Source organism: Ruegeria sp. CDSB029, from assembly GCF_059611125.1.
Genome location: NZ_JBXWOX010000005.1, coordinates 37438 through 53309, shown reverse-complemented (window position 1 = coordinate 53309; position 15872 = coordinate 37438). Strand labels below are relative to the sequence as shown.

Sequence of the window (15872 nt, the reverse complement as noted above, 5' to 3'; positions counted from 1 at the left end):
GCACCCGCTTTTGTATTAGAAATGCACCGAGCGGGCAGTACCAGGTACTTCCATCGGTGGTGCAAATTTGGTTAGGTCGATGCCTTCGACCGCGACCTTATATTCCTCCAGCGTCGGCGTACGACCCAGAATGGCTGACAGAACAACAACCGGAGTTGAACCCAGAAGGGATTCACCCTTCTTTGTCTCACTGTCCGCTACAACACGGCCTTGGAACAGACGGGTGGACGTGGCCAGAACGGTGTCGCCTTTGGCAGCTTTTTCCTGGTTGCCCATGCAAAGGTTACAGCCCGGGCGTTCAAGATAGAGGATATTCTCGTACTCAGTCCGAGCGGTTTGCTTGGGGAACAGGTCATCGAATTCAAAGCCTGAATACTTCTGCAGAATTGCCCAATCACCTTCTTCTTTCAGCTCATCAACGATGTTGTACGTCGGTGCAGCAACAACAAGCGGGGCCTTGAACTCGACTTTGCCATACTCGTCTTCGAGATTGCGCAACATCTGGGCCACGATCTTGATGTCACCCTTGTGCACCATGCAGGAGCCCACAAAGCCCAGATCAACCTTCTTTTCGGCCGCATAGTATGAGATCGGGCGGATCGTGTCGTGGGTATAACGCTTGGACACGTCGGCATTGTTCACATCCGGGTCGGCTATCATCGGTTCGACGATCTGATCCAGATCCACGACGACTTCGGCAAAGTATTTGGCGTTGTCATCTGGACGCAGAGCCGGTTTTTCGCCCGAGCGAATTTCGGCGATACGTTTGTCCGCAATGTCGATCAGGCCCTGCAGCATCTGAACATCGTTATCCATGCCCTTTTGGATCATGATCTTGATCCGCGACTTGGCGATTTCCAGCGATTCAATCAGCGTATCATCGTTTGAGATACAGATCGACGCCTTGGCCTTCATCTCGGCCGTCCAGTCGGTGAAGGTAAAGGCCTGGTCCGCCAGAAGCGTACCGATATGAACCTCGATGATGCGGCCCTGGAAAACATTGTCGCCGTGCTGCGCCAGCATCTGAGCTTGCGTCGCGTGCACCACGTCGCGGAAATCCATGTGCGGGGCCATTTCGCCCTTGAAGGTCACCTTGACGGATTCCGGGATCGGCATAGTCGCCTCACCCGTGGCCAGCGCCAGCGCAACCGTGCCCGAGTCCGCGCCAAAGGCCACGCCTTTGGACATCCGCGTGTGGCTGTCGCCGCCGATGATGATGGCCCAGTCATCCACAGTGATGTCGTTGAGCACCTTGTGAATAACGTCTGTCATCGCGTGGTACACGCCCTTGGGATCACGCGCGGTGATCAGGCCGAACTTGTGCATGAACGCCATCAAGCGCGGGGTGTTGGCCTGCGCCTTGAGATCCCAAACCGAGGCAGTATGACAGCCAGATTGATAGGCGCCATCGACGCTGGGCGACAGGACGGTCGCCGCCATGGCCTCAAGCTCCTGACTGGTCATCAGACCGGTGGTGTCCTGAGAGCCCACGATATTGACTTTGGCGCGCACGTCAGAGCCGGCATGTAACACTTTGCCCGGGGTCGCACCGCGCGCATTGGCATTAAAGATCTTTTCGACGGCCGTTAGCCCCTGACCTTCATGGCTGACTTCCTTCGCAGGGGCGAAGGCCGATTTCAGCCCGATGCCCAGCGTCTCACATGCAAATGTCTGCAGTTTCTTGCCAAAGACGATGGCATAAGAGCCGCCGGCTTTCATGAACTCCATCTTTTGCGGGGTGAACGAACCGGCCATGTCGACCAGTTCTTCACTGCCATCCGCGCTATAGAGCTTTTTCTTTTTCGTGTTGATGGTTAGCACGGTGCCGGTCTCAACCGAATAGCGCTGTTCCAAAATCGGGTTGCCATCGTTGTTGAGGATCGCCTTGCCATCCTCGTCCACTTTCTTGACCCAGTTCTTCAGGTCGACACCGATACCACCGGTGACGCCCACGGTTGTCAGAAAGATGGGCGAAATGCCGTTTGTGCCGGCCACGACAGGTGCAAAATTGACGAAAGGCACGTAAGGGCTGGCTTGCTTGCCGGTCCAAAGTGCCACGTTGTTGACACCCGACATCCGCGACGAACCAACACCCATAGTGCCTTTTTCCGCAACCAGCATCACGCGCTTGTCGGGGTGCTGCAGCTTCAGCGCTTCAATCTCTTTTTGTGCGGCCTCGGAAATCAGGCATTTGCCATGCAACTCGCGGTCGGAACGCGAATGCGCCTGATTACCCGGCGACAGAAGGTCAGTGGAGATGTCACCCTCGGCTGCAATATATGTGACAACTTGGATTTCCTCGTCCACATCAGGCAGCTTGGTGAAAAATTCAGCCTTGGAGTAGCTCTCAAGGAGATCCGCAGCGATCTTGTTGCCCGCCTCATAGGCAGCTTTCAGACGGTCCGTGTCCGCCTCATACAGAAAGACCTGAGTTTTCAGAACCTCGCCCGCCTGAACCGCTATGTCTTGCTTGTCGCCCAGTGCAACATCCAGAAGCACGTCAACCGAAGGTCCGCCCTTCATGTGGGACAGCAGTTCGAACGCGAATTCGGGCGAGATTTCCTCAACAGTTACCTCGCCGACGATGACGGACTTCAGGAACGTTGCCTTCGCACCCGCAGCACTGGTTGTGCCAGGCAACGTGTTGTAAATCAGGTAGTGCAACGAATCTGCACGATGCGGATGACCGGTATCCTTGATTTGTTCGATGATTTCCTCGACCAGCGCACCATCGTCGATGGGTTTTGGGCTAAGCCCTTGTTCTTTGCGCGTTTCAATTTCATCCAAGTAATCTGAATACTGGCTCATGGCTGTTTCCGCTTTGTGTGAATCTGCTGATGTTGAGAGGCGTGGGGCAACTCGCTCGATCGTACTTGTATGCACCGGTATACATTTGTTGCGGAGGTTTCAAGGTGCCACCGTGGAAATTTGCAGGTACTGTATACTTCTATGCTTGGTTCCAACCTTGACCAACGGTCGCAAATACAAACCTAGCCTTTTCCTAAACTCGCTGGAACCTAAGGGCCGGGGCTTGGTGCTTTCAATTGTGCCGTTTGATAGAGCGCCTGCGGGCCACCAAAATTTCATTCGCGACGACGGCATGGATCACACGTTGATCCCTGCACAATCTCGACGTTTTGGTCGAAAGCTCGCGGTTTGAAGAACGGATGGGTGGAGCCACGCGGCTGTATGTGATCCATCGATGCACCTTCCTACGAACGGGCAAAGGCTTCCGTAAAGCCGCCGAAGCGATCCGTATCCTGCATCGGAATAACATGTACCTCAACACGAACGTTCACGTTGTTCATCAGTAATTCGGCTGTTTCCATTAACTCAACTTTGATGGTGTGGTTAGCGTGGCATAAGCGTTGGCATCAGGTTCGTCGTAGTCGGTGCGCGGGTCAGCATTTGGGCGATGCTCGGAACCGCGTTGTTGACTGCATGCAACGGTGCGTACAGTCACGCCAGTCGCAACTAGCGGCAAACTCCCGTACGGTCGATCATTGAGCCTTCACAAAGCGATTACGTTCGATTTCACCAATAAATGTCGTTCTTACAGTGCACAGCATTGGTCGAAATGGGCTCTCCATACAGCTTCGCCGCTCGACGCACGAATGCGTACTGTCTGAGTCCGCGCCTTCCACGTTACCGACCGGGAACTGAAAAAGGGGGGGCGAACTTCAGCTGGCTCTATATTTTTACGGCGATCAACCAAATTGGAGTGGAGAGAGAAACCGCAATTGATGGCGGGCTGCAAGAGGTCAAAACAACGCCTGACACTACACCAGAACCATATTTTTGCCATGAATGTTCAATCTTTTGGCGAGTATTGAATTTGTTGGGAAATACTATTGTGAACGCGATTCATTCGGAGCTGGTGCCAGCACCAAGCAATTCGTCAATACTGACCCTTGAAACCGAACTGACGAGCGAAGTTCGTTCTGAGCGGTGTCGGCTAGATGCGCGAAGAGGGTTCAAGCAGTTTCTTCTATTGGCAATAGCGGTGGGATGTCTGGCAGTAATATTTCTAGCCGAGCTTCTGGGGGGCTTTGTCGCGGCCTGGAATTCCGGGCTTGACCTGAGCACCGCTGGAGCCAAACTCTGGGCTCCAATCCCGCTTGGTCTATTTTGTTTTTTTCTCGCGCGGTCACACGCATTGAGTGCTGGAAGTCTATGGGCGGTTTGGAGGGGCCGCGCGACTGTAATTCTCAGGGCGGCTGAACTCCATGGTGGCAAAACGCAGTACACTGTCAAGAAAGACTACGTCGAAGCATTTGAAGCCCACCAGACAGAGGCTTGGCATTTTTCACATGTATCAAAACCAATTCACGTTGGGCGGTTTGTGATCTGGAAAAGAGCGAGCTACGGATTGTTTTTTCTTCCAATGCCTTCGGATGAAGACGCCAGAGAGCTCGTGAAGAAGGTGAAAGAGGAAAGCAGGGCGAAGAATTCCAGCGGTTTTGACCCAAAAACGCTCCGATAGAAGCCAAACACCAGTATATATCCGCGACCGCAGCCTTTCATGCCTTGGAAGGGCTATCCAAAAAACTGGGGACACCCTGTCCCGCCTGGTTGGACTCAGTCTTCAACTATTTGGCGTATGCATGGATTTCGGGTCTCTCTATTTTTCTCTTTATTGTTTTGTTGACCGGGAAGTCATTGGATGCGGGTTTTCCGTTGTTTAATCAAATCGGTGTCATATTGCTGTTTGTCGCGATGACCACAGCAGCGGTAAATGATTGGCCCTATCTGCCAAAACTGCGCCATCTTCACTATTACCGTCACGGGCTTTTACGAGGCTTCGATTGGGGGCCGACGGCAGTGAGTTGCGACAAGGCGGCCATTGAAATCTGGCGCGAAGGTAAACGATTGCGCCTCGATTGGTCTGCGGTTCGTGCCGTTCATATTGAAAATGACCTGACCATTGTCGAAACGAAGGATGATCAGTTGCATGTTGTTCCAGAAATACCCGCCGCGGTAAATCTTCTTTCCGCCTACAGAGTGTCTCAGGGGCTGGGTCCATGGTCAGACAACAAACGAACGGCTGCGCCGAAAGTTGAGAAAAAGAAGTGGTGGCAATCCACATTCGCCAACATTGCAATTTGGGTCATCGTCTTTCTTGTCATACTGGGCTTGTTTAATTTGGCTGGAGCCAAACCTGCATCAGCAGAATTGCTACGCGACAAAAACCTACCTGAGTGGCACGAGGAGGTTTCGCAGCGGGATCGAGAAGCGGCATTGCATGCTGATACATCTGTAAGTCTTCCAATTCACGACGAAAAAATCCGAGTCGAAAACAACGGATATCAAAGAGTCAGGCAGAGCTTCTTTGCCGTGCATGATCGTTCAACTCTGGAACTTTATGGCGAGGTCCAATTGCTGGTGGACCCGAATTTTGAGCGTGCCACTCTTCATCGATTGCAGATCCACCGAGATGGTTTAGTGATAGATCAACTCGACTTGCCGTTCGAAGAACTCCGGCGCGAACCAGAGCTCAGCTCAGGTGTGATGCTGGGCGACATCGAGTTTTTCGGTCAGATCGCGGATCTTCGTGTTGGTGACACCGTCGAAATGATCTGGTCGATCACTGCCACCACACCCGTTTTCCCAAACCAGTTTCACTATCGATCAGACGGGCTCAGAGACTGGGGTTGGGAAAAGAGGCGCACGTCCATTGACTTGCCCGCTGCAACGCGTTTCGAGCTGAACCATACGGATGAGTTCGATGTTCAGCGCGAAGAGGCTGCCGGCAGGACGATCTTGAGTTGGTCCTTGGAAAAGGCTGAAGAAGATGACAGAAACACACGCTCTGCGGATGATTGGGATGTCTCCAACGATGGGTTGCAGCTCTCGACCTTTCAGGATTGGTTTCAGATCGTTCAGGGACTAACCGGCGACTACAAACCCAGACCGGACTTATTGCCCGGTGACCTGATCAAACTGCTTGATGAAATGCTGGAGCAGTCCGAAGATCCGCAATGGCGCGCGACGCAAGCTTTGCGTTTGGTACAGGACCGGGTCCGGTATTTCAGCGTTTCAATTGGTGAAGGCGGCTGGATACCTCGATCCCCCGACGAAGTCTGGCTGAGCGCATATGGCGATTGCAAAGACAAGGCGCTTCTTCTGATTTCCATGCTGGCCTATTTGCAGATTGAGGCCGATGTCGTTCTCGTCGACCACGACATCGGGCTTGCTTTGCCGCGCATGTTACCTTCACCGTTTATCTTTGATCACGCCATTGTACGTGTTCGCGATCCGCAAGGTGACTGGTTTGTTGACGCAACCGATCTACTGCAAGGCGGCGTAGGTCGGGCGATCCCATTGAAGGATTTTGCCTGGGGCTTGCCACTGGCAGAGGACAGCACCGGACTTGTTGAAGTTGTAACGAATCTTTCTGATGAACCGACCCGAGAGGCTGTACAGGAATATGTGTTCTTGGATAAAGGCCCGATTGCCGCCGTACTCAATGTTACAGACACATGGCGGGGTGTCGAAGCGGACAACATGCGCTGGCGCTATGACGGCGAGGACATGGAAGACCGGCGCAAGCAATATGAAAAGTGGTACGCCAAACGGTTTCCCGGAGCCACGCACTCAGAGGTAATGATCATTGAGGATGATCTGGACGCCAATGTTTTTCAGCTCGTCCAGCGCTACACGTTGCCGCGCGAGGGGTTTGAAGAAAAGGAACTTTGGAACAAACTGAACCATTATGGCTACGCTATTTCGGACGAGCTTTATGAATTTGATGACGATGAGGTGCTTGAAGGGCAATCTCGCGTAAACGCTCCGATGCACAACGTCCATAAGATCGTGATGCGCAATGTTCCCGCCCCAATCAAAAAGCCCAGTTCGCTTGAGTTCGAAAATGACTTTATTAAATTCGAGACCGGCGGCGAGTGGGATGAGGCGGGGGCAAACTGGACATACCAGTGGAATCTCAAAACAAAACAAACAACGCTTAAGCCAGGTGACGAAGAGGCATGGCGAGAAGCCGAAGATTACGTGGACAATAACGATGGGTACTACGTCTACTTGCATCGTCGGCTATTTGAAGTCGTGGAAGAAAAACCGATATACATGGGGCTGAATGCAACGCAGTTGATGATTTTCCCAATCTTCTTGATAGTTGCAATGCTCATGCTGTTTTTCTTTCGACGGGGAATACGAGCGGAGGTGCTTGCCGCGAAAGCCAAGCAAGAAGAGCGTGAGGGTTGCGCACCCTGACGCCGCTACTGTTGGGCTAAAAACTGATGAACCCACCGCGTCGTTTTTCACTCTACTTGTGAATATTACCTAGCAATTTGCCCCCGATTTCGGGGGGCAGATTTCTGACGCCTGCGATATTCCTCAGTAGTTGGACCGTTTTGCAGGCGGCTCAGGTTTCAGCACCTGTAGCTTTTGTTTGGGCACCAAAGATGCAGGCAAGCAAGTTACTGAAACGTATATGGGCTACGAATGCTTCAGGTCGGGCTGTCCATCAATTCACTTTGATATCCGAAGAGTGCAGGCAGCCCGCCTGTGTGCAGCAGAATGACTTTCTCCGCCGACTTGATCTTTCCGCTTTCTACGAGGTCCAACAAGCCAGCGAATGTCTTTGCAGAATAAACGGGGTCAAGGAAAACCCCCTCGACCCGGGCCATCTTTTTCAATGCAGCGCGCGTGGTTGTATTTACTTTGCCATATCCCGGCGGCAAGGCCTCATCAAAAACATCGATCTTGTCCTGTAGAAGTCCTGCGTCAATATCCAGCAAGTCCGCAAGTTTTTGCAGAACGACCTTCATTCGGGCCTGCTGCTTTTCACGATCTCTGCGCACACAAATCCCATACACCGAAGCAGTGCTTTCTTCTAACGCCAGACCGGTCAGCAGTCCGCCATGCGTGGCACCGCTACCCGAGGGGACGACGACCGCGTCGAAATCCGGCATCTGTTGATACAATTCCTGTCCGGCCACGACGTAGCCCAAGGCACCCAAGGGCGGATGGCCCAGCCCCAGATGAATAACGTACGGTTTGTGACCTTTGGCTTTTAATTCAACTGCGCGCGCATGCAGCGCTGCGTCGGCTCCCGCTTCGTCCTCTCCTTCAGGGTAACTCATATGCTCGGCGCCCAGGATTTGCGCCAGCAGCACGTTCCCGGACGAATAGTACTCCGCCCCCATGTCAGGGACACGCTCTTCCAACTGAAGCACGGATTGCATGCCCAGTTTGGCTGCGGCAGCGGCCGCAGACCGAACGAAATTGGATTGAACGGCGCCGGTGATCAGAATGGTATCAGCACCTTGTTGACGCGCATCTCCGAGATAAAATTCAAGCTGCCGTGTTTTGTTGCCACCAAAACTAAGCCCAGTCAGATCATCACGTTTCAGCCAGAGATCGATGCCCAGTTCTGTCGATAAGTTGTCCAGACGCTCCAAAGGAGTTGGGCCGGACATGAGTTGGGCGCGTGGAAATTTGTGCAGATAATCGTTTTGTGTCATCGTGTAACCTTCAAGACCAAGCTATTAAATGCGCGCGATAGAACAAAACTAAGCAGGCAATCAGGGATACCACGCGGATCACTGTTATGACCACCGACTGTGGTAAGTAAGGGCCTACCACACGACCAAGTAGGCTGCCGATCAGAGTTATCGCAACAAACCCCAGTATTTGCGGTTCATATGAGATTGCCTGCGCGTTGGACAATCTGTGCAATAAAAAGGCGATGCCGTATGCCACCAGCGCTATGGGTTGAACCAACTTTGCCACCTCTTTGGCGGAACGACCCTTTGCTATCAAACCGAACACCATTAGAGGGCCCGGTGTCGCCGCCCAAACAGTCGCAAGCCCAGACAGTCCTGTAACGACTGAAAACCCTGCGTTGCCAATGGATCCCCGCAAGGGAAGCAAGGTCGTAATCAACCCGATCAGCAGTAGACACGCCGTCAGGGCAAGAACAAATGCTTCGCTCAAAAAGGGATACACAACAAGGCCACCGGCCACCCCGATACAGCATCCAATGACCGCGGTGCGGATTAGTTGACGGTTGTTTTTTAGAATATGCCGGTCTGTCGCTACCAATGAAACAAACGTGTTCAACAAGAGCAAGACTGGAACTGCCGTCGACGTGCCAAGCAAAATCATCATGGGCGGTCCCGCGATGATGCTGAACCCGATACCAACTCCGACTTGCAGCATTGCGCCAAGGCAGATGGCAATCATTAGGAATGACAGGTCGACGGACACTCAAAACTCCTATGGATCAAGGCAATGTCGCAAGGCCTCAGATATTCCGAGGTCCCCGCCAGCGTCCATTCTTTTTCTCTTTCAGTGACCGCTTTGGTACGGTCAGCGCTGCCACGGCATCAGTCCCGAGTATGGCACCCGGGTCGTCACAGCGTGCGCCATTTGCGCCAGTGTGGTCAGGTCAAAGACAGGAAGCTGCAGTTCTTCCTGAAGCCGCGATGCGTAAGGCGGCAAGTCCGTGCATTCCAAAACCAACGACCGAATGTCCGGAGCTTCAAGAACCAGATTACGGGCCGCATCCAAGACCTCGGTCTCGATCAGGTCCGTGTCCATCCGGGTCCGTGTGCTCCGCAAGATCACTTCGGCGAATTCTGTGGTATCTTCCAATCCCTTCACGGCCACAGGAACTCCTGATGCACCGACACCTTCGAAATGCCGGGGCGTCAATGCGGATGCATCTGCGGTTAGCACGCCCACTGGCGCGTTGGTCCCGGTCATGTGAAAGGCCAGCGGCACCTGGATCAGGCTGGAGGCAAAGACAGGCACTGAAACCGCAGCTGCCAATTCTTTTTGAAACAAGGCTAGAAAGCCGCAACTGCCTGTGATGGCTCGCACGCCTTCAGCCTCAAGCCGCTTGGCGCCTTCGATGAACGGTGCCAGTAACTCGGGCGAAGGGTTGTTCAGCAAGGTCGGGACCGTCACACCGTCGATCATCTCATACAGAACCGGAAATGGCAGACTGGAAGGGTTCTTGATGTGACCCGGCGGTTTTGGAAAATAGCTTTCAAGGCACAGAACACCAATTGACGCCCCGCAAATGTTCTGGCCACCTTGGTAGATTGGCATTGTCATCTGATCCTTTTGATTTGAAGGTTCAAAACCGGGCCAGCGAAAACGGGGCCAGATCGATATTTGGGCTGCGACCGGACACAAGATCGGCCACAAGCTCGCCGGTTTTCGGCGCCATCATCAGCCCATAGTGAGAATGCCCGAACGCGGTATAGAGCCCTTCCCGCCCGTTAACTGGTCCGATCGCGGGTAAACTGTCCGGAAAGGACGGACGTCGACCCATCCAAAACTGCGCCTCGCTTGCATCGAGGCCCGGCATCATGGCCTTGGCTTGTTCGGTCAGGATTTTTTTCTTGCGTGGATCAGCGGGCGCGTCGACGCTACCAAATTCGGCCGTGCCAGCGACTCTCAGACCGTCCTGCATCGAACTTGCGACCACCTTTGCGTCTACATCCATGACCGAATTGTTCAATTGGGCCGAGGGCTTAGGGAATTCGACATGGTAGCCCCGTTCGGCCACAAGCGGCACAGGCATCCCCAATGGTTTCAGCAGGTCGGCGGACCACACACCGGCCGCGAGGATGATGCTGGCAGCACGCATCGTGCCCTGCGAGGTTGTAATCTGCCAACCACCATCTTCAGCCGTTGCCAGCCTGGTGACTTCGGTTTGTACTATTTCTGCGCCTTGCGAGCGCGCTTTTTCAGCCAGAACCGCCCCAACACGTCCTGGTGAGGTTACGCGTGCCTGACCTTTTATCACGATCGCGGCTTTGAATTCTTCTGACAGTGCAGGTTCCAGGCCGCGTAGCTCGACACCATCGACAAGCTCCAGATCTCCTCCTTTTTCCTGGCGGATCAGATATCCAAGCCCATTCAGATCAGCCTGCTTCCGATGGCGAAATGCGTGAATATAGTAGCTGTCGGTAATCAGATTTTCGTGTCCGGTGCCCTGAAGATGACGACGATACAGGTCAATAGAAGGGCGGCACAAAAGCTCCATCGCGTCCGAGATTTCGCGCACTGACCTTTCGCCGGAGTTTCCCAAAAACCGCAGGCCCCAGGGGATCATTTTTGGCCAGTAACTGGTTCTGACCGAAAGTGCGCTTTTAGGGTCCAGTAGCATCTGGGGCAGAGATTTCCAAATGCCTGGCATCGCTTGCGGAATGATTGACCACGGCGACACTACACCTGCATTCCCGAATGAGGTTTCCTGCCCCGGTAGACCGCGGTCAATCAGCCGAACAGAAATTCCGCGCTCTTGTAGCGACAAAGCGCAACAAATGCCGACGATCCCTGCGCCGATGATGGTCGCTGGTTCTGTCATGGTTTCACGCCGGAGAGTGACTGCGGTTGCGGGCAATAAGTTGGGTGACGATGACAGGTGATGCCACGGCCAGCGCGATCAGATCAGCAGTCAGGCTGGGCGCGACAAAGATTATCCCAGCGATGGCCATCAGAATGCGTGATGCGATATTCAGCGGGCTCAACCAATACCCGACCACGGCTGCTGACAGGGCAATAACCCCGGCGATGCAACTGGTCGCAGTATAGGTGAACTCCCACAGGTCAAACCCGGTTGAAGACACGAATAGCAGCACCGGCGCATAGACAAAGGCCATGGGCGCGATCACTTTGCCCAATCCAAGGGTAAAGGCAGATAGTCCCGTTCGGAACGGGTTTGAATTGGCAATGGCTGCAGCCGCATAAGCTGAAGTACAGACCGGTGGCGTAATCTCGGATACCACACCGTAATAAAGCACGAACAGATGACTGGCGATGGGTGGCACGCCCAGCTGCGCCAGCGCAGGCTGCGCAACGGATACTAGCATGATATACAGCGCAGTTGTAGGGATGCCCGCGCCCATCAGAATGCAGACAATAGCGATGAAAACCAAAGAGATGAACAATTGCAGGTCTTCCATCGCAAACAACTGGAAGCTGCCGAACGAGATCATGTTGTACAGATCTGATGCCAGGTTGCCTGCGCCCTGCGTAACCATGAAGCCGATGCGAAAACCGATGCCAGTGGTGTTGATCACGCCTACCACGATACCGACCGCAGCAGCGGCGGCGCCCACGGCCAGCGAGTATTTCACACCCAATTCTACCGCCTGCAGCATCTCGGGCACTTCGATGCGTTTCTGAGGGTTCATAGTTGCGACCACCGTCAATCCGCACAGGATTGTTGTCATGGTCAGATCAAAGCCGCCGTCTGAGAACTTCCACAGTACAAAGCTGAGGAACGCTGCCGCGTAGATCAATGTCGGTGGTTGCCTCAAGCGCGACATGCCCGCGATTACCGCAAGTGATATGCCGCAGAAGGCCGACATGAAGGGCGTGTAACCCGTGAACAGAACCACTAGCAGGCCGATTAGGGGCACTATGTTGGCCCAGCCTTCGGCCCAGACGGCTTTGAGCTGCGGCAGTTGCTCTTTGGTCAGACCTTTGAGGTTCAGCTTGCGTGCCATCAGGTGCACGACAGCAAAGACGCCAACATAGTGCAGGAGTGCTGGGAAAATAGCAGCAATAACGATGGTGGTGTAGGGAACCTCAAGAAACTCTGCCATGATAAAGGCAGCGGCACCCATGATCGGCGGAGTGATCTGACCACCGGCCGAGGAAGCAGCCTCGACCCCACCCGCAAAATGGCCGGGGTATCCAAGGCGCTTCATGTTGGGAATTGTCAGCGCGCCGGTTGATACGGTGTTGGCCACCGAAGAACCCGAGATCGTGCCGAAGAAGGCCGAGGATACCACCGACACTTTTGCCGGACCGCCAGTATAGCGGCCCGCCAAAATGGTGGCGTTATCGATGAAAAGTTGCCCCAACCCGGTGCGTTGCGCGATCACGCCAAACAGCACAAAGTGGAAAACGATTGTCGAGACGACCCACAACGTGACGCCGTAGATGCCCTCTTGCGGGAAATACATCGACGATACGAAGGTTTTGAAATTCACGCCGGGGTGCTGTAGCAAACCGGGGAAATAGGGGCCAAGCAGCGCATACGAGATAAATACGCAGATGATCAGCGGCAGAACCCAACCAAGCGTGCGGCGTGCGATGTCCAGCACCAGCAGGATGATGATCACACCCAAAATCACGTCATAACTGTTGGGGTTACCCATACGGAAGGTCTGTTCCTCAATCCCAAGAAACGGAATGCCCCGCCAGGCGACGCCCACATACAGCGCCGCAATGATCCCAAGGGCCATGAAGACCAGATCGTAAAGAGGGATGTTGCCAATCCGGAACCTACTGACCTTTAGCGCGTAAAGGCTTTTGGCCCCGATAATCGGGATCGTCGCGTAGACTAGAATGAACAGCAGTGCCAGATAGATGCCCATGTGCCAGTGATCTGCCGGCAGGCCAAAACCGGCCGTGAAGAATTCGTAAAACGCAAAGATCAGGGCCACAACGCGCAGGACCTTGCCGGTTGTCGGCGTAACCTGCCGGACGGCGGCACCCTCGTCGAACTGTTCTTCGATGGCCGCTAATTCTTCGGCTGTGAGTTCGTGGTCATCAAGATTCTTAGTCGTGGACATGATGGCCCCCTGATTTCGCGCATTTAGAGTGTGCGGTGCCCCAAATAGGGGCACCGGACGATGAGTTGAAATGAGAACGGGTTACTGAAGAAGTCCGGCTTCTTTGTAGAACTTCTCCGCACCCGGATGCAGCGGAACGCCCAGTGCTTCGACACCATCCAGAGCGGTATCAGGGGTGATCTGCTTGCCCTTAGCATGACCGTTATCCAGTAGCTTGCGGGTGTTGTCGTTCCACATCGCCTTGGTCAGCTCATAGACCAGGTCGTCGGACAGGTCTGATGACACAACTAGCATCGCGCTGACAGCAGGGGTCTTGGTTTCGCCGTCGATGCCTTCATACACGCCACCTGGAATGGCTGAGGGGATATAGGCCGGAATGATCTCGTTGATCTTGCCCAGATCTTCGTCGGAGAAGGAATGCAGGTTCATACCTTTTGTCGAAGACAGCTGCACCATCGCTGCAACCGGCCAGCCTGCGGCATAGAAATAGGCATCAAGCTGACCATCGGCCAGACGTTCGGCGCTCTGACTGTTGTTCAGCTCGGCCTCATCCATGTTGTCACGGTTGACGCCCCATGCATCCAGCATCTGCAAAACGGCAACCTGCGTACCGGAACCAGCCTGCGCAATACCAACGCGCTTGCCTTCCAGATCACTCAGATCATTAATCGTCGAGCCGGCCGGAAGCACCAGGTGCAGGTCTTCGGGGAACAGGTTGGCGACGATGCGCAGTTTGGGATGAGGTTTGCCTTCGAACTTACCTTCACCCAGATACATCGAACGGGTGACGTCGGCTGCAGCCAGCCCGGCCTCAAGTTCTCCGTTCTGCACGGCGGCATTGTTGAAGACCGAAGCGGTGGTGGATTGCGCGATCGCGATCAGGCCCGGAACACCGCACTGGCCGCCTTCTTCACACGGGCGCGATCCCGGAGGGGCGGAGATTCCGTTTGCGATGGTACCACCGATGGGGAAGTAAGTGCCGCCAGCGCCACCAGTGCCAATACGGAAGAACGTTGGGTCCTGCGCCAGCGCAGGGGCTGCCAGCGCGCCCGCCAATGCAAGACCAGTCAAGCATTTCACAAATTTCATTATCATCTCCCTTGTTGGAATTTCGGTTTTGGTTTTCCCAAACTTCGATCCTGCAAGCGTAGAGACAAACTTCATAAATGCAAATTTGTTATATTTCACTAAACTAAAGTTTTGCTTATGCTTTAGATTATGAACCTGACTCAGCTAACCGTATTTCGTGAGGTGATGGAGACCGGCTCCATCTCTCAAACCGCCAAGAAACTAAATCGCACGCAGCCTGCGATTAGCCTTGCGTTGAAAAACCTTGAAAAGACATTGGGCCTGACGCTGTTCGAACGTAAGGGAAGACGATTGGTGCCAGTCCCCGAGGCGCACTATCTCTTAGCCGAGACTACGGGTATTTTGGACCGCCTCGCGACGATCTCCAGCACGATGGAAGGACTCATCAAAGGGCATGCCGGAAGCTTGAATATTGCAACGATGCCCGGTCCATCTGCCTTTTTGTTCCCACGTTTCATAAGCCAGTCAGTTGGTGAAAACCCCGATATTCGGATCACGCTTTCGACACGCAGCTCACCGCAGATTATGGAGCTTGCCGGGACGCAAAATATCGACTTCGGCTTTGCTGACTTCGAGCATTCAGCCGGCAAAGAACCCCAGTATTCCGCTGAACTTATCCGGGCTGATTGCTTCTGTGCTATTGACTGTGAACATCCTCTTGCGTCGCGCAAGATCCTGAAACTATCGGATCTTGACGGAACGCCAATGGGCGGCCTGCATCCTTCACACCCGTTCCAACGGAAAGTCCGGCAGGAGTTTGAGGACGTTGCCGCCGAGTACAATCAGACTGTTACCTGCCAGTATTTTCTACCTCTTATCCCCTTTGTCAGTTCGGGGCAGTGTTGCAGCATCGTTGACCCGCTAACTGTTGCGACCGAAAAAGAGCTTAATCTATCCAATGGAAAGCTTGTGTTTTTACCTTTCGAGAAACCATTAAGATATGAATACGCTCTCCTCGAACCCGACCACAGGCCACCGTCCCAATTGGCAATACAGATCAAAGCAGGTTGGAAAGCCGAAGTGTTGAGGAAGTTGGAAGCGGTGATGGCAAACCCTCGCGCCACATCGATTGAAGGCACGCGAGGCGAGCAAAGTTGAAGTTTTTTAGCTGGCGTACCCTAAATTCAGCGAGATCGACGGGCGGCTTTGACCAATATGCAGTAACGCGACGAATGGTGGCTCTGGGCCGCGAATTACTCGGGCACGCGATCGCGCGCGAGTGTGTTG

The 15872-nt window shown here is 53.9% G+C and carries 10 protein-coding genes; 3 read left to right on the top strand and 7 right to left on the bottom strand.

Annotated elements, in window-relative coordinates:
• Positions 1-15: 15 nt before the first annotated feature.
• A complete protein-coding gene (locus AC2FI8_RS07680) occupies positions 16-2808 on the bottom strand; it encodes a bifunctional aconitate hydratase 2/2-methylisocitrate dehydratase (protein ID WP_496778221.1) in 2793 nt (930 codons plus the stop codon).
• A gap of 769 nt (positions 2809-3577) precedes the next feature.
• Here AC2FI8_RS07680 and AC2FI8_RS07675 point away from each other — a divergent pair.
• Both AC2FI8_RS07675 and AC2FI8_RS07670 read left to right on the top strand, forming a co-directional pair.
• Complete coding sequence (locus AC2FI8_RS07675) at positions 3578-4483, top strand: hypothetical protein (protein ID WP_496778219.1); 906 nt, start codon at positions 3578-3580, stop codon at positions 4481-4483.
• A 194-nt stretch (positions 4484-4677) separates the two neighbouring features.
• Positions 4678-7227, top strand: a complete 2550-nt coding sequence (locus AC2FI8_RS07670) for a DUF3857 domain-containing transglutaminase family protein (RefSeq protein ID WP_496778217.1) — start codon at positions 4678-4680, stop codon at positions 7225-7227.
• Positions 7228-7463: 236 nt separating this feature from the next.
• Here the strand turns inward: AC2FI8_RS07670 and AC2FI8_RS07665 are convergent, their stop codons facing one another.
• From AC2FI8_RS07665 to AC2FI8_RS07640, 6 genes are all read right to left on the bottom strand, one after another.
• Complete coding sequence (locus AC2FI8_RS07665; protein ID WP_496778215.1) at positions 7464-8480, bottom strand: D-cysteine desulfhydrase family protein; 1017 nt, start codon at positions 8478-8480, stop codon at positions 7464-7466.
• Between the two features lie 10 nt (positions 8481-8490).
• Entirely contained in the window at positions 8491-9201 is a 711-nt protein-coding gene (locus AC2FI8_RS07660; RefSeq protein WP_496778520.1) for a TSUP family transporter, read from the bottom strand.
• Positions 9202-9327: 126 nt separating this feature from the next.
• A complete protein-coding gene (locus AC2FI8_RS07655; RefSeq protein ID WP_496778213.1) occupies positions 9328-10071 on the bottom strand; it encodes an aspartate/glutamate racemase family protein in 744 nt (247 codons plus the stop codon).
• Positions 10072-10099: 28 nt separating this feature from the next.
• Positions 10100-11338 carry an NAD(P)/FAD-dependent oxidoreductase gene (locus AC2FI8_RS07650; protein ID WP_496778211.1) on the bottom strand — a complete coding sequence of 413 codons (1239 nt, stop codon included), beginning with the start codon at positions 11336-11338 and terminating at the stop codon, positions 10100-10102.
• A 4-nt stretch (positions 11339-11342) separates the two neighbouring features.
• Positions 11343-13556, bottom strand: a complete 2214-nt coding sequence (locus AC2FI8_RS07645; RefSeq protein ID WP_496778209.1) for a TRAP transporter permease — start codon at positions 13554-13556, stop codon at positions 11343-11345.
• An 81-nt stretch (positions 13557-13637) separates the two neighbouring features.
• Entirely contained in the window at positions 13638-14645 is a 1008-nt protein-coding gene (locus AC2FI8_RS07640; RefSeq protein WP_113788396.1) for a TAXI family TRAP transporter solute-binding subunit, read from the bottom strand.
• A 129-nt stretch (positions 14646-14774) separates the two neighbouring features.
• Between AC2FI8_RS07640 and AC2FI8_RS07635 the strand changes: the two genes are divergently transcribed.
• Entirely contained in the window at positions 14775-15743 is a 969-nt protein-coding gene (locus AC2FI8_RS07635; protein WP_496724624.1) for a LysR family transcriptional regulator, read from the top strand.
• Positions 15744-15872: the final 129 nt, after the last annotated feature.

Coding starts and splice junctions, on each gene's coding strand:
- AC2FI8_RS07645 (WP_496778209.1), bottom strand. CDS start 13,556: ATGTCCACGACTAAGAATCTTGATGACCACGAACTCACAGCCGAAGAA.
- AC2FI8_RS07635 (WP_496724624.1), top strand. CDS start 14,775: ATGAACCTGACTCAGCTAACCGTATTTCGTGAGGTGATGGAGACCGGC.
- AC2FI8_RS07675 (WP_496778219.1), top strand. CDS start 3,578: ATGGGCTCTCCATACAGCTTCGCCGCTCGACGCACGAATGCGTACTGT.
- AC2FI8_RS07650 (WP_496778211.1), bottom strand. CDS start 11,338: ATGACAGAACCAGCGACCATCATCGGCGCAGGGATCGTCGGCATTTGT.
- AC2FI8_RS07640 (WP_113788396.1), bottom strand. CDS start 14,645: ATGAAATTTGTGAAATGCTTGACTGGTCTTGCATTGGCGGGCGCGCTG.
- AC2FI8_RS07660 (WP_496778520.1), bottom strand. CDS start 9,201: ATGATTGCCATCTGCCTTGGCGCAATGCTGCAAGTCGGAGTTGGTATC.
- AC2FI8_RS07655 (WP_496778213.1), bottom strand. CDS start 10,071: ATGCCAATCTACCAAGGTGGCCAGAACATTTGCGGGGCGTCAATTGGT.
- AC2FI8_RS07665 (WP_496778215.1), bottom strand. CDS start 8,480: ATGACACAAAACGATTATCTGCACAAATTTCCACGCGCCCAACTCATG.
- AC2FI8_RS07680 (WP_496778221.1), bottom strand. CDS start 2,808: ATGAGCCAGTATTCAGATTACTTGGATGAAATTGAAACGCGCAAAGAA.